Source organism: Mesorhizobium sp. YC-39 (assembly GCF_025753795.1).
Classification (GTDB): domain Bacteria; phylum Pseudomonadota; class Alphaproteobacteria; order Rhizobiales; family Rhizobiaceae; genus Mesorhizobium.
In genome coordinates, this window is record NZ_JAOWPS010000007.1 from 26634 (window position 1) to 39989 (window position 13356).

The window sequence follows — 13356 nt, forward strand, 5'->3', positions numbered from 1 at the left end:
CCCGAAGCGCAGTTGCGGCAGCCGACTATCGATGTCGGTGGCACTGTTTCTTCTCATGCGGTAGGTTGTCTACCCATTGCTGTACTCATATGAACCCAGGATAACGTGACGCTGACTCCGAACGAATTGGACTGTTCCCTGCGCCTAGGCCAATCGCTCATGCGAGTGGCCGAGAGCAAGACGGTCGACACGCTGGGTGAAGAGGCAAGCAGGTTTATCGCCGATTATGTCGGATCCCTCGCTATATCTATCTATGCCCTGGACGGGGCCACGCCAAAGCTCCTGTTTTCGAAAGAAGTGCCCGAAGGGCTGCACGTTGAATATCGTGACAGCAAGACGAAGGACCTGCTGCTCGAATACGTCGCGACCAGCGGTATGCCGGTGCATGATCAAATGATGAAGGGGCGGCCGGGCTGGATTGACCAGGGCAACTTGGCCTTTCTGCGTCGCTGGGGGTTTGGGCATTGCATGGCCGGCGCAATCAAGGTGGACGGAAAGATTGCGGCCGTCATCTATATCGGTCGATCGGAAATCTATGGGTCGTACTCGTTGGAGGCACGCGCCGCGATGGATCTGGTTTGCCGTGCCAGCAGTCATGCGTACGCGGCGCTCGACATCAAAGCACCAATGGCCGAACCACCTTCGCCACCCCCTGCCGAACCGGCGAATGATAGATCGGAATTCCAGAATGTTGAGGTCTTGCCACCACGTGGACGGCAGGTTGCCAGGCTGATCTGCCAGGGCCGGTCGAACAAGGAAATCGCACGTTCGCTCGGAATTTCCGCCCACACAGTGAAGGAACATCTCGGGACGCTGTACAAGAAGTTTTCGGTTTCAAACAGGACCGAGCTTGTTGGCGTCTTGATGAAGGCGTCTTGAACAGTCCTCCCGCCGCTCCCATTGGTGCATACTGCCTATTCACGTCGCGATCATCCGCACCTCCGCTCCGGACCAAGTCGCTTTGACACGATCTCCGACAGCGATCCGGAAGCCACCAAGCGCGCTGACCTCCGCGCGTAGCGGTTCGCTAAGACCGTCAACCTTCACCTCGCAAGAAAAGCCGGTGCCGCGGTAGGCCACATCGGTGACCAGCCCCGGCAACCCCGGTCCATCCGATGTGATGGCCTCGAAGTGTATGGCGGTGGGCCGCAGGATCATGACAGCGGACGTGGACGTACAGTCATGAAGGTTACCGACATTGACCTCATGGCTGGCCACCCGAGCCAATCCCGGCGCTTGCGGTAGCAGGTCGACCCGCAAGATGTTGGCATCTCCGACAAATCGCGCCGCATATTCGGAGATTGGTGCCCGATAGATCTCGTCTGGAGGGGCGATCTGTTCGATTCCGCCCTGGCGGAACAGCGCGATCCGATCCGACATCGCCATCGCCTCACGCTGGTCGTGAGTGACGAAGACGATCGTGGCACCGTAGTCGCGGTGAATCCGTCGCAATTCGCATTCCATCTGAAGGCGGATTTTGATGTCGAGTGCTGAGAACGGTTCGTCCAACAGGAGAAGTTGCGGTTCGTTCACGAGCGCCCTGGCGACCGCGACACGCTGCATTTGTCCGCCGGACAATTCATGCGATCGCCGCCTCGCGAGCGCGCCAAGATCAACGATCTCAAGCATGCTCATGACGCGTCGTTTGATTTCGGGCTCCGACAGCTTGGCGATGCGCAGCCCAAATGCGACGTTCTCAAACACGTTCAAATGGGGAAATAGCGTCGGTCGCTGGAAGACCAGATTAACTGGGCGACGGTTCGGCGGCGTGGCCGTGACATCGCGCCCGTGCAGCAGCACCTTGCCTTCAGTCGGGACCAGGAAGCCAGCGATGATGCGCAGCATTGTCGACTTGCCGCACCCGGATGGACCGAGAAAAGACAGGAATTCGCCCTGATGCAATGTCAGCGATACGTCCCTAACAGCCTGGAATGCACCGAACGAATGGCTAACGGATCGGACTTCGAGGCGCGGATTGGTAGTCTGGTTCACGTTGTTATGTTCTCCTTGCCATTTACACCGATCGCAGCCCGCTCACGTTGAAGCCACATCATCATCAGTCCCACAATCCACAGCAGCAAGCTTGCCCCGATGAGGAGGGCCGATACGACATTTATCGACGGATCTACGGTGCGGCGAAGCTTGGAAAAAATATACATCGGAAGGGTGCCGTCGTTTCCGATGACGAAGAAGGTGATGATGAACTCATCCAACGACAACATGAAGGCCAACACAGTTGCACCCACCAACGTCGGCCAGATCTGCGGGAGAACGATCTTGAAGAACGCCTGGTAGCGGCTGGCCCCCAGATCAAGCGCCACCTCTTCCAGAGAGGGGTCAAGGCTCTCAAGCGCAACGCTGGTGATCAGATAGAAGAACGGGGCGACAAAGACGATGTGGGCTATGATGACAGTCATCAGTGACAGAGGCAGCTGAATGCGAGCAAAAAACAGCAGAAGCGCCACGCCGATGAAAATGCCAGGCAGGGTGATTGGCAACAGGAAGAGCGGAGAAAGGGTATCTCGCCAGCGCGCCGTCGATCGCGACATGCCGTAAGCCGCTGCCGTGAACACAACCAGCGTGATGGCCGCGGTGGCTGAAGCGACATAGAACGAGTTCTTCGTCGCGTTCAGGAAATCCGGCGAAGACAGGACTTCCTCGTACCATCGCAACGAGAAGCCCTCGAAGGGAAATGACAATCCACCCGTCGCATGAAATGAAAATAGAACCACGATGAACAGTGGAACGAAAAGGTAGAGCAGGGCGAACACTGTGCTTGCCAGGAGGACCACGTTCTTCATGCTGCCTGCCCTTTAGTTTTCCCAGTGAATTTCTTTGAGGCGCTTGAAACGGAGAACGGAGGTCAACAGGCCGAAGGCAAATACATAGACCAGCAGAGTGAGGAATGATCGCGCGGCGCCAACGCCCCAGTTGCCGAGCCCCCTGAAATCGGACTGGATTTGTATGCCGATGAGCTGATCGCCCGGGCTACCAAGAAACTGGGGCGCAACGTAGTCACTCGATGCGAGGATGAAGATCAGCAGGAAAGCGGATCCAATAGGTGCCGCCAGCAGCGGAAACATAACCTTCCACCACCGCTGCGTGGCCGTCGCGCCGAGGTCCTGCGCCGCCTCGAGATAGCGCGGTTCGAGCGGGCGCATCGCCGAATACAAGATAAGCACGACCCAGGGAATGCCGATGTGGACCATTGCCAGTACGATAGCGAGTTTGCTGAACAGCAGCGCCTTAAGTGGCGTATCGATCACGCCAAGTGCCAACAAAGTGGCATTGACTGCGCCGTGTTCCCCCAACATCAGCCGCCAGGCGTATATGCGCACAAGATAGCTTGCGAACATCGCGATAACGAAGAGCAGCAAAACGGGAAACTCCCAGCGTCCGGCGCGATATCTGATGTAAGCGGCGACCGGAATGCCGATAAGGACGCAAAGTGTCGCGACGGAGCCGCCGACAATGAGTGAGTTGCGCGCCAGCCGCAGGCTGGCTGACGATGTGACCGCCGCCCTGAAGTTCTCCAGCGTCAGCGGTAGATGAACGGAGAACCGCCCGGCCGTCATAAAGCTGTAGCCGAGCAGGAAAAGGACGGGGACGACGAAAAACACCAACAGGCCAAGGACTGCCGGCAAGGTCATTGCCGTCAGTCTGAACCGGGGCCAAAAGCTTCCAAAACGAGGTATCTGCACTTCGCTAACTTACTTGACCAGAAGCTCTTGGAATTTCGCCACCCATTCGCCCAGCGTGATAAATTCGTCGGATTCGATCGGGGCTTGCAGGAGAACCGGGCGTTTTGCCAGGAATGCATCGACGTCATCGACCGGATAGAGGCTCTTGGCGCGATCGATGAAGGCGGCTGCACCTTTTACCGTCGGACCAGCGGCGAGTTCCATCGCGGCGGCGGCGTTGACCTTTGGATCGAGCACTTCGTTGATCCACGCATAGGCCGTTTCGGCGTTGTCCGCCCCTTGCGGGATCACATAAGCTTCGACAAAGGTAAAGGTGCCGTCCGTCGGGGTAATGTTGGTGCGCACATTGTTGTTGCCGGCGGCAGCAGCAAAGACATCGATCGCCGCCCAGCCGAGGAAGGAGGCGACCACTTCACCCGAACCGATAAGCGACGCCACGTCGCCGTAGCTCGGCGCGATGGTCTTCGACTGGTCGATGAATTGCTTCATGAACGCGGCAATCTCGTCGATCTTGCCCTTCGGGGTTCGGAACGGATCGTGTCCGAGAATATGCGCGGCAAGTGTGAAGTTGGCGCCGGGATCTCCCGGCATGGTAATGCGTCCCTTAAATTTCGGATCAAGCAGATCGGTCCATGCCTTCGGCTCGGAGATGGCCTTGCTGTCGTAAGTGATACCGAAAACCCCAAACGAATGTGGTATCGCGAACAACTTGCCGTCCGCGTCGGCGATGCCGATCGTACGCGCATTCTGCGTGAAGTAGTTCGCCAGATTTCCATGACGCGGTATCCGCTCGAGATCGAGTGGCGTCAGTACGTGCCCATTCTTCTCCAATTGGTCACTTGTTGAGGTGGTGGTCGACAGCAAGTCGAAGCCGCTGCCGCCGCCACCGGCATAACGGGCGTCGACGTCGTCGATGGAGGCGATATAGCTTGGATTGATCTTGATGCCGTGTTCTTTGGCGAAGGCTCCCATCGCGCCGGGCATCTCCTCGCCCTGCCACCCAAGATAGTCCAGGGTTCCACCGATGTTCTGTGCAAAGGCGGACCGGCCGAGCATTGCGCTGCCCGCGAGGCCAAGTGCCGCCGCGCCGGACGCCTTCAGGAAATCACGCCGATCGAACCGCAATCCCGGTTGAACCGAATGCTGCAACGTCTTCATGTCTGCTCTCCCATTCTGAGGTAATTCCTCTTTGTTTTTTATTCTGCCCGTCCCCGAAAATGTCCATCGGACGCTTCGCCATGGATCGATTCTCGGCAGGACATACCATGCTTTTGCAACTGGACTGCTGCTCCGTATTCTACTCTCCGCGCCACCTTCTTGGTCGTCGCTGTCTCAACCCCAATAGGCCAATCCCGCACAGACATTCAGCGATTGCGCGGTAATGTGGCGGGCGCCGGGGCCCACCAGGAACAGCGCTGCCTGGGATATGTCGGCCGGCTTGAGAAAAGCCTTCATCATGTTGGTGTCCGCCATGGTCATTTGCCAAACCTGATCGAAGGGGACTTTCAGCTCCTCTGCCATCGCTTTGACCGGGTCGCGTGACAACGCGGTGTCGATCCAGCCCGGGCAGATGGCGTTCACCGTGATCCCGTGCGGACCCAATTCAGGGGCAATGCAGCGAGCAAAGGCCAGGAGCCCGGCCTTTGCCGTGGCATAGACGGAAAAACCGGCGTCCGCGGTTTTTGCCGCGGTCGATGAGATGAACAGGATGCGTCCGCCATCGGCATTGGACCGCATCGTCTCCACCGCTACCTTGGTGACGAGGAACGGCGCTTTCTGATTTATCGCAATGGTGCGATCCCAGAGGGCCTCGTCCATATCCTCCAGCGTGGAAATCTCGCCGATCCCAGCATTGTTCACCAGGATGTCCAGACCGCCCATCGCCTTGATCGCCCCTTCGACCATGGGCCTGATGCTTGCGGGCTCGAGGAAGTCGGCTGCGACCGCGTGCGCGTTTGCGCCGAGGTTGCGGACCAATTCGATCGTTGCCTCTGTCTCGCCAAGTGTTCGGCCGTGAATTGCGACCGTGGCTCCTGCCTGGGCGAAGGTCACCGCCATATCCTGACCCAAGCCCTGGCTGGCGCCGGTCACCAGAGCGCGCTTCCCGGCGAGGGTAGGAGGAATCGGCAAGCGATCTGTCATGGACGCGTTCATGCCTCAGTACAGGATAAGATGATTGATCATCATCTCGACATGGGTCGGGACGCTTTCCTCGAATCCGTAGTAGAGGCCATATTCCGGGCGCAGGTCCTCTTTGACCAGGGCGCTGACGGCAGCAAGATAATTCACCCAGGCACTCATGTACGAATAGGTGGGCACGACAAAATCCGTCGTGGAGAGCCGTTCCATGCGCGCCGCCGTGGCGTTGCGCATCTTGTCGAAATAGTCGAGGTAGAATTTGACGTCGCCGTGGCTGCCCAAATTGCCGTGACCACCATTGACGAAGTCCCAGGTCATCCCCTGCAGTTCGATCATGTTGTCTTCGAAGTTCCGCAAGTTCTCCTGCGGGCCGAAATGGGGGAAGGGCATGCATTCCGGCTCGACCATATCGTCGAACTGCACGATGCCCTCGGTCGGCAGATGGATGATCGCGTTGTCCAGGCAATGGCCGTTGTATTCAGGCGTGCGGATGCGCACCCGCTTGCCCTCGAACAGGAAGTCGCCGTCATGGCCCTCGATGACATTGGTGGGCATCGGTACCTTACGGCCAAAGCGGTCGATCTGCCGCGCGGTGAGCGAGGACGCCCAGATCCGGCTTTCCCTACCGAAGCGCTGTTTGGTCTCGGCTACGATCTCGGGCGTGCCGGCGATGTGATCCATATGGTAGTGGGTGTAGACGATGTCCGTGACCGGCAGGTCGGTCAGTGTGCGCAACCCCTTGAGCGTGTGGGTGGTCGCCACGCCCGATTGGGTGCTCACCAGCAGCACCCCCTTGTCGCCGATCACGGCAACCGCGTTGTAACCTGCGGCGCCGACCAAATAGCCACGATCTGTCAGGCGTTGGATGTAGAACTCCTCGCTCGCCTGGTACTGGATCCAGTTGCGTACTTTCAATCCAGGCGCAATGCACTTGTCGCGCGAGATGTCGGCATAGTCCCACAGATCGCCGATCGGCGGCCGAAACATCTGGCTGTTGTTGGCGTGATTGCTGCAGGTCGAAGACATAAGTGCTCCCATTTACGCACACTAACCGGGCATTTGTGATCGCCGGGCGCCCGACGCTCAGCCGGCTGGCGGCGGGAGAAAGTTGATCTCATGCTGCGCGGCCAAGCGGACCACCTCAGCCGGGTCGCCGACGTTGTGGATTTTGTCAAACAGAGAGAACAGCGCGCCGGTCGGCGAGACCACGAAAAGAGCTTCAGCCTTCTTATCGGACTTGTTGAACAGCCCATGCGGAATGCCCATCGGCAATCGGACCGTATCTCCGTAGCCTGCAACCTGCTCTACTCCGTCGAGCACGGCATGGATCTCGCCTTCGAGAACGATGACCAGCTCGTCCTGGGTGGGATGGATATGCGGCGGCACGAACGTTCCCGGCGGGAATTCGGCATACCAAAGCATCGAAGTCTCGGTCACATGCTTGAGTGTGTAGGTTTGTCCGAGGATGTTCCAGACGCGCCCTTCATAGGCATCCTTCATGCGCGTGATGCCGGCGGGTTCAGGTTTCATGTGAACTTCTCCTCTTCAGGGATGGATATCAGCGTGTCAGGAACTCGTGCACGATGCCCGGCGCATCAGGGTTCTCGCCCAAGACGAGGTGCCCGGTTTTCGGGAGGATCCTCAGTTCCGATTTCGGCAAAAGCTCCTGCCACGTCTTGGCACCGCCCACCGGAAAAAACCGATCCTGCTGACCCCACAGGAGCAGCGTCGGGCAGGTAATCAGGTGTATGCGCTGGCGCAGTTTTGGATTGCCCTGCGGATACTCCCAGCCGACTCGGCTGAAGGCCGTCAACTCGCGGAAGCCAAGCGTCAGGAAGTCGATGTCGTGGCCATCAGGGAAATATCGAAGCGCGACCGAGGGATCGGCCGTGAGATATTCGTGGAGCTGCTCCTTTGGGATCTTGAAGCTGTCGGGGTTGGGGAACTCCGGGATCACCACGCCGTTCGGCGCCACGAGTACGAGCCTTCCGATGCGCGGCGCCTGAACAGAGGCATATTCGGCCGCGATCCAGGCTCCCAGCGAGTGGGCGACGATGTCGACTTCATCCAGCCCCATCTGATTGAACAGGTCGATGTAGTGGAAGATGTAGTCGCTAACGTCGTCGATGCGGGGATCGTCGTCGCTCTCGCCGAAACCGGGATGATAAGGGACGATGACACGGCGGTCCCTGGCCCACTCGCGCACGAAATCGAAACCCGGGAAGGTGCCGCCTCCGTGAAGGTAAATGACGGGCCGTCCTGAGCCGATCGAATAAACGGCCGTCCTGACGCCGGACACGACATACTCCGAGCGGTCGAACCCGCTCATATCCACGATTTTCTTGTTCACCGGCCCGTCCATTTTCTAAATCTCATCATTTCCGGGGGATCGAGGTAAGCCGATTGCGGTGACTGTTCGACCTTTGGGGCTCCGTCGCGTCGCTCCTCAAGAATCGGGATCACGTCTTTGGCAAGCTTGGTCATGTTGCTGACGACTTTGTCATGCGGCATGTTTCCGATGTGGACTTCGCAGATGATCCGGTTTGACCCGGTCTCTTCAGCCCATTTTTCCAGTTGATTGGCGACGGTCTCTGGTGAGCCTGCGACGACACGGTAGACCGCCTCAATCGCCTTCCAGTCGAAGACACCGTGGGATTCGGGAATGAATTTCCCGTCGCGCCGGCGGAATTCGTCGACGGGAATGTATCCCGGCAACTCGATAAACCGGCCCGATTTGAGCAACTGACCAAAGTAGAAATCGGCCCAAGGCGTCATCTCTTCGACCGCCTGTTCGTCGGTGTCCGCGACGTAGACCATTGCGGTAAGCGGGAATTTGGAGGGATCCGGGTCATGTCCGGCTTCGACCGATTTCTGTCGGTAGATCTCCAGCGCCTTCATCTGCTTGGGAATCGGCGAGAAAGTCGCGGCATATCCGAAACCCAGCCGTGCAGCCATCTCGACCGTTGTGAGACTCCCGGAGCCGACGAGAAAGATGGGAGGATGCGGCTGCTGGATCGGTCGGGGCCACACATTGAGATATTTGTAATGATAGAACTTGCCATCGTAGCCCTTCGGTTCGCCGGTCTGCGTCTCCCAGGACTTCAGCATGATATCGATCGATTCATGCAGGCGGTCTCGCGCCGTCGCCGGCGCCACGGGATTGACCCAGTATTCCATCGGGGTGCCGAGCGGGATAGCGACTTCGAGCCGACCGCCTGACATGACGTCAAGCATCGCATAGCCTTCGGCCAGGCGATGCGGGTTCTCCAGATTGGGCGGCGTGCCCATAATGCAGACACGCAACTTCTCCGTCCTGGCAAAGATCGCCGATGCGATTATGGACGGCACCGGCATCATGCTTGCTGGCGTGGCGTGATGTTCGTTTATGCACAGCCCGTCGAAGCCCAATTCCTCGGCCAGCACCGCCTCGCCCAGGTAGCGTTCATAAAGTGCATGACCCTTGTGTGGATCGTAGTAGGCGTTCGGGATGTCGACCCAAAGCGAGTCCCGTTCCAGGCACTCATCAGGAAGGTCGGTGTAGGGCATGTAATGGGCGACAAGGAATTTCGTGTCAGACAGGATAGGCATGATTTTTCCCAGAAACGAGAGTGGAGCTTTCGCTCGAAAATTCGCCAAGTTCGTCGAGCCGATGCGCCATTTGATTGGTCGCCTTGTCGATCCGCGCTAGAACTCCCGGATCGACGATCTTGTCTTCCTTGAAGTCGGCTTCGCAGGAATAGACGCATGTCGGAAGCGTATCTGCTTCGAAGAAGCCAAACAGCGGCCGCAGCTGATGCTCGATCACTAGGGCATGCCGCGGCCCCCCGCCGTTGGCGCTGATCAGTACCGGCGTTTCGCAAAGGGCATCGGCTGGAAGAAGGTCGAAGATATGCTTCATCAGCCCGCAATAAGCACCCTTGTAGATGGGGGTCGCCACGATCAGGGCGTCTGCGCTCTCGAGCTCGCCGATGATGCGGGCCGATTGCTGGCTCAGGTCGGCGCGATCGAAAGTGCAAACAGATTCATCCAGGTCCAGGAGATCATAGGTGACGATCTCAGCGCTGGTCTTCTGCGCCAATTGACTGACGATCGCGTTCGTCAGCGCCAATGTCTTGGAAGGCCGGCGAAAATTGCCGCTGAATGCCACGACTCTCAATCTTGTCATACGCTTGCCGCCTGCTCGCAATTTGTCTGCAAGGCAATCATCGGCCGAAGGCAGCGGCAGTTCCACCCCGCCAAATGGAGGGGTGAACGCTGTCGACTCTATGAGAGCGCTTTGTCGGTTGTCGCTGTTAGATCGGTCGGTAAGCAGGATTGCGTTTGGACGCCCCGCTCGCGCCCATTTTGAGTCTGGCGCGCCGAAAAATATGGAAGCCGAAATAATACGTTGCAAAAAGTTTCGGATTATGGAAGATATGAACGAATAAATTACCTGAATTGAGAACATGAAGCCAAAACCGCTTGATCAAACCGAAAGGCTCATCATCCGTCTCTTGCAAGAGGACGGCCGCATGCCGACCGCCGAGATGGCTAGGCGGTTGTCCATCAGCGAGCCGACTGTGCGCAAGAAGCTGAGCCAGCTTACTCAGGAGGGTAGGGTGCGCATTCGCGCCACCGCCGATCCCGTCGATCTCGGCTACGAGGCCTCGGCCTTCATCGGCATTGACGTGGAGCGTAACGCCATCATCAAAGTGGCGAAGGTGCTGCAGCAATATTCGTTCGTCGACAGTGTCGCCGTGACGACAGGTCCCTACGACTTGATCATCAAGGCCTGCTTCGAGACGCTGCGCGATCTCTACGACTTCATCCTGGTTGAGCTCGCTGCGGTCGACGGGATCAAGGATTCCAACTCGCTGATGATCCTCCAGAACATCAAGACCGACGGCCTGATCGGCGTCGCCGGTCTCGAAGACGGACCGAACAATGAATCTCAAGACAACAAACCCTAGTGGAGTTTGAAATGCCAGCCTTCTCGAAACAGGAAATGACACGTCGTATCGATGCTCTCCGCAGAAAGCTCGCCGCGGAGCGCGTCGATGTCGCATTCCTGCACACCGCCGACAGCGTCTTCTACATGAGCGGCGTGCCGCTGCTGTCGGAATGGGGACGGCCGATGTGGGCGATTCTGCCGGCATCGGGGTCGAGCGCGGTCTGCGGTGCGGCTATCGAGACTGAGAACATGGAGGAGCACAGCTCCTTCGACGAGGTGATGGCCTATGGCGATGATGAGAATGTCGTGCAGGCGAGCCTCAAGCTCTGCGCAGACTTCATCGCGCGCCGCGGCTCCGCCAGGATAAGGCTGGGCATCGAGGAAGCTCTGCTGCCAGTCGGTCTGTTCCGCGCCTTTCAGGCCCGCTTTCCCGAGGCAGAACTCGTCGAAGTCGGCCCATGGCTGGAGGAGTTGCGGCTGATCAAGTCGGACGAGGAGATCCGCCTGCTTGAATTGGGCGCGGACCTCGCCAAGATCGGCGCCGACGCCTTCCTAGAGGCCATGCAGGACAACGTCACCGAACTTGCGGTGGCCGCCCATGCGGTCGCGGCGGTGAACAAGGCGATGGGCGCCCTGTCCGACAACGGACTAACCAGCACCTACGCCTATGCCCAATTCGCTGACCACACTATGGTACCGCATCTGCACCCGACCAGCCGCCGCCTGAAGCGCGGCGATCTCGTATCGCTCAACATCTTTCCGGTCGTCTGGGGCTATTGCGCGGAGCTGGAGCGCACCTTCGTCTATGGCGAGCCTACACCTGAGATCAGGAGGACGCTCGATGCCGTCAACGAGGCGTTCGACGCGGGCAAGGAAGCCCTGAAGCCGGGTGTCGCCATGTCGGACATCGATATGCTGACGCGCGGGATTCTGCAGAAATACGACCTGGTCAAGTATATCCGCCACGGCACCGGGCATGCCCACGGCATCATGATCGGCTCCGCCAGCCGCGAGGAGAAGGGAGAACTGCGTCTTTACAACAAGACCAAGCTCCTGCCCAACATGGCGAACTCGGTCGAGCCGGGCGTCTACATTCCGGGCCTCGGTGGCTTCCGTCACTCCGATGTGCTGATCGTCACGGAAACCGGGTCCCGCTGCATCACCGATTTCCCACGCGACATCGGCTTTTGAGAACAGAATCCGGCCGATCCCCCGGCGTCATCCTCCCAAGGCTGCCGCGGGCTCAGCGTAGAGTTTAGTAACAAAGGGGAGTAAAAACGATGAAAAGCGACTTCACGAAGCGCCGTCCATTGGGCGGCTCCATCAGTCGCCGCTCGCTGCTGGCCATCAGCGCCGGAGCGGTAGCCGCAACCGCCCTGCCGGGTCTGAGCGCAGCTTGGGCTCAGGATGGCGACATCAAAGTCGGCGCTCTGATGCCGTTGTCGGGGGCCGGCGGTAGTTTTGGGCAGGAGATGCTCACCTCGGCGAAGGTGGCACTCGAGGAGATCAATGCGGCCGGCGGTCCGCTCGGTCGCAAGATCGTGCTCGTGGTGGAAAACGACGAGACCAGCCCTGAAGCAGCCGTGCGCGGTGCGCGCAAGCTGGTCGATGTCGACAAGGTGTCCGCGATCGTCGGCACCTGGGCGAGCAGTGTCACGCTTGCGGTGGCGCCGATCGTGCAAGAGAAGAAGCTCATCCAGCTCTCGACCTCCGGCGCCAGCCGCATCACCGAAGTACAGAAGAAGGGTCATCTGTTCCGCACGGAGCCAGACGACCTTCTGTTTGGCAAAGCTTATGCCGAATACGCCAACAGCCAGGGCTGGAAGAAGGCCGCCGTGCTTGGCCTCAATGTGCCCTTCACGCAGATGACGGTCGCGGCATTCCGCCAGCGTTTCGAGGAGCGGGGAGGGAAGGTGATGAGCTTCACCACCTACAATGAGGACCAGACCACGTTCCGCTCCGAGGTGACGCGCGCCTTCGTTGATCAGCCGGACTTCATCCATATCTCCGGCTACGAGCCCGACATCACCGCCATTCTAAAGGCTGCCTACCAGCTCGGTCTTTCCGGACGCTTTATCGTGCCCGGCTTTGCGGTGAGCCCCGAGCTCATCAAGAATGCCGGGCCTGCCGCGGAAGGACTGCTATTGGTCGAAGAGGGCGTGGCCGAGGGTTCGCCCGCCTATGATCGCCTTGCCAAGGCGCTTGGCGGCGACCGCTACTATTCCTTCGGCGCGCAGGCCTACGACCAGCTGGTCCTGCTCGCGCTTGCCATTGAGGCGGCCAAGTCGACCGACGGCACTGCGCTCAATGACGCCGTCAGAAAAGTCTCCGGGCCCGACGGCGCCAAAGTGACCTCTTTCGCAGAGGGCATCAAGGCGCTGCGCACAGGTGAGCAGGTGAACTACGAAGGCGCCTCAGGGGCGATCGACTTCGATGCGAACGGCAATATCGCTAAGGCCAATTTCCGCGTGTCGCAAGTGAAGGACGGCAAGATCATGCCCATCGGCGCGGTCAAGGACGTTGTGTTCTAGACGAGACGCTGACAATCCTCTCCCCGTTTGCGGGGAGGGGGTAAGGATGACAAGC

General features: G+C 59.0%; 14 protein-coding genes. 4 read left to right on the forward strand and 10 right to left on the reverse strand.

The features are described 5' to 3' along the window. Positions 1-159 precede the first annotated feature (159 nt). Positions 160-879, forward strand: a complete 720-nt coding sequence (locus OHD62_RS30470) for a response regulator transcription factor (protein WP_006204345.1) — start codon at positions 160-162, stop codon at positions 877-879. 39 nt (positions 880-918) lie between these two features. On the opposite strand, the gene OHD62_RS30475 is transcribed toward OHD62_RS30470, so the two are convergent. The 10 genes from OHD62_RS30475 to OHD62_RS30520 all read right to left on the reverse strand — a co-directional run bounded on the left by OHD62_RS30475 (position 919) and on the right by OHD62_RS30520 (position 10287). Continuing rightward, a complete protein-coding gene (locus OHD62_RS30475; protein WP_006204344.1) occupies positions 919-1992 on the reverse strand; it encodes an ABC transporter ATP-binding protein in 1074 nt (357 codons plus the stop codon). Beyond that, a complete protein-coding gene (locus OHD62_RS30480) occupies positions 1989-2801 on the reverse strand; it encodes an ABC transporter permease (RefSeq protein WP_006204343.1) in 813 nt (270 codons plus the stop codon). The genes OHD62_RS30475 and OHD62_RS30480 overlap by 4 nt, the downstream gene beginning before the upstream one ends. Positions 2802-2813: 12 nt before the next feature. After that, positions 2814-3650: an ABC transporter permease gene (locus OHD62_RS30485; protein WP_263790763.1), complete on the reverse strand. Its 837-nt coding sequence runs from the start codon at positions 3648-3650 to the stop codon at positions 2814-2816. Between the two features lie 60 nt (positions 3651-3710). Continuing rightward, positions 3711-4859 carry an ABC transporter substrate-binding protein gene (locus OHD62_RS30490; protein ID WP_263790766.1) on the reverse strand — a complete coding sequence of 383 codons (1149 nt, stop codon included), beginning with the start codon at positions 4857-4859 and terminating at the stop codon, positions 3711-3713. Between the two features lie 174 nt (positions 4860-5033). After that, positions 5034-5792, reverse strand: a complete 759-nt coding sequence (locus OHD62_RS30495) for an SDR family NAD(P)-dependent oxidoreductase (protein WP_006204340.1) — start codon at positions 5790-5792, stop codon at positions 5034-5036. Between the two features lie 66 nt (positions 5793-5858). Continuing rightward, positions 5859-6866, reverse strand: coding sequence for an MBL fold metallo-hydrolase (locus OHD62_RS30500; protein WP_006204339.1), 1008 nt, complete (start codon positions 6864-6866; stop codon positions 5859-5861). Between the two features lie 57 nt (positions 6867-6923). Then, complete coding sequence (locus OHD62_RS30505; protein ID WP_006204338.1) at positions 6924-7370, reverse strand: cupin domain-containing protein; 447 nt, start codon at positions 7368-7370, stop codon at positions 6924-6926. A 28-nt stretch (positions 7371-7398) separates the two neighbouring features. Then, entirely contained in the window at positions 7399-8190 is a 792-nt protein-coding gene (locus tag OHD62_RS30510; RefSeq protein ID WP_263790771.1) for an alpha/beta fold hydrolase, read from the reverse strand. Further along, the gene (locus tag OHD62_RS30515; RefSeq protein WP_263790773.1) at positions 8187-9428 is read right to left on the reverse strand and encodes an LLM class flavin-dependent oxidoreductase; all 1242 of its coding nucleotides are present in this window, start codon (positions 9426-9428) and stop codon (positions 8187-8189) included. Before OHD62_RS30515 ends, OHD62_RS30510 begins: the two co-directional genes overlap by 4 nt. After that, complete coding sequence (locus OHD62_RS30520) at positions 9412-10287, reverse strand: NAD(P)H-dependent oxidoreductase (RefSeq protein ID WP_263790774.1); 876 nt, start codon at positions 10285-10287, stop codon at positions 9412-9414. Before OHD62_RS30520 ends, OHD62_RS30515 begins: the two co-directional genes overlap by 17 nt. Between OHD62_RS30520 and OHD62_RS30525 the strand changes: the two genes are divergently transcribed. The 3 genes from OHD62_RS30525 (at position 10286) to OHD62_RS30535 (ending at position 13301) form a co-directional block, all read left to right on the forward strand. Further along, a complete protein-coding gene (locus OHD62_RS30525) occupies positions 10286-10789 on the forward strand; it encodes an Lrp/AsnC family transcriptional regulator (protein ID WP_006204334.1) in 504 nt (167 codons plus the stop codon). The two genes, OHD62_RS30520 and OHD62_RS30525, sit on opposite strands and share 2 nt — an antisense overlap. Positions 10790-10800: 11 nt before the next feature. Continuing rightward, positions 10801-11961 carry a M24 family metallopeptidase gene (locus OHD62_RS30530; RefSeq protein ID WP_065518391.1) on the forward strand — a complete coding sequence of 387 codons (1161 nt, stop codon included), beginning with the start codon at positions 10801-10803 and terminating at the stop codon, positions 11959-11961. Positions 11962-12050: 89 nt separating this feature from the next. After that, positions 12051-13301, forward strand: a complete 1251-nt coding sequence (locus tag OHD62_RS30535) for an ABC transporter substrate-binding protein (protein ID WP_006204332.1) — start codon at positions 12051-12053, stop codon at positions 13299-13301. Positions 13302-13356 lie beyond the last annotated feature (55 nt).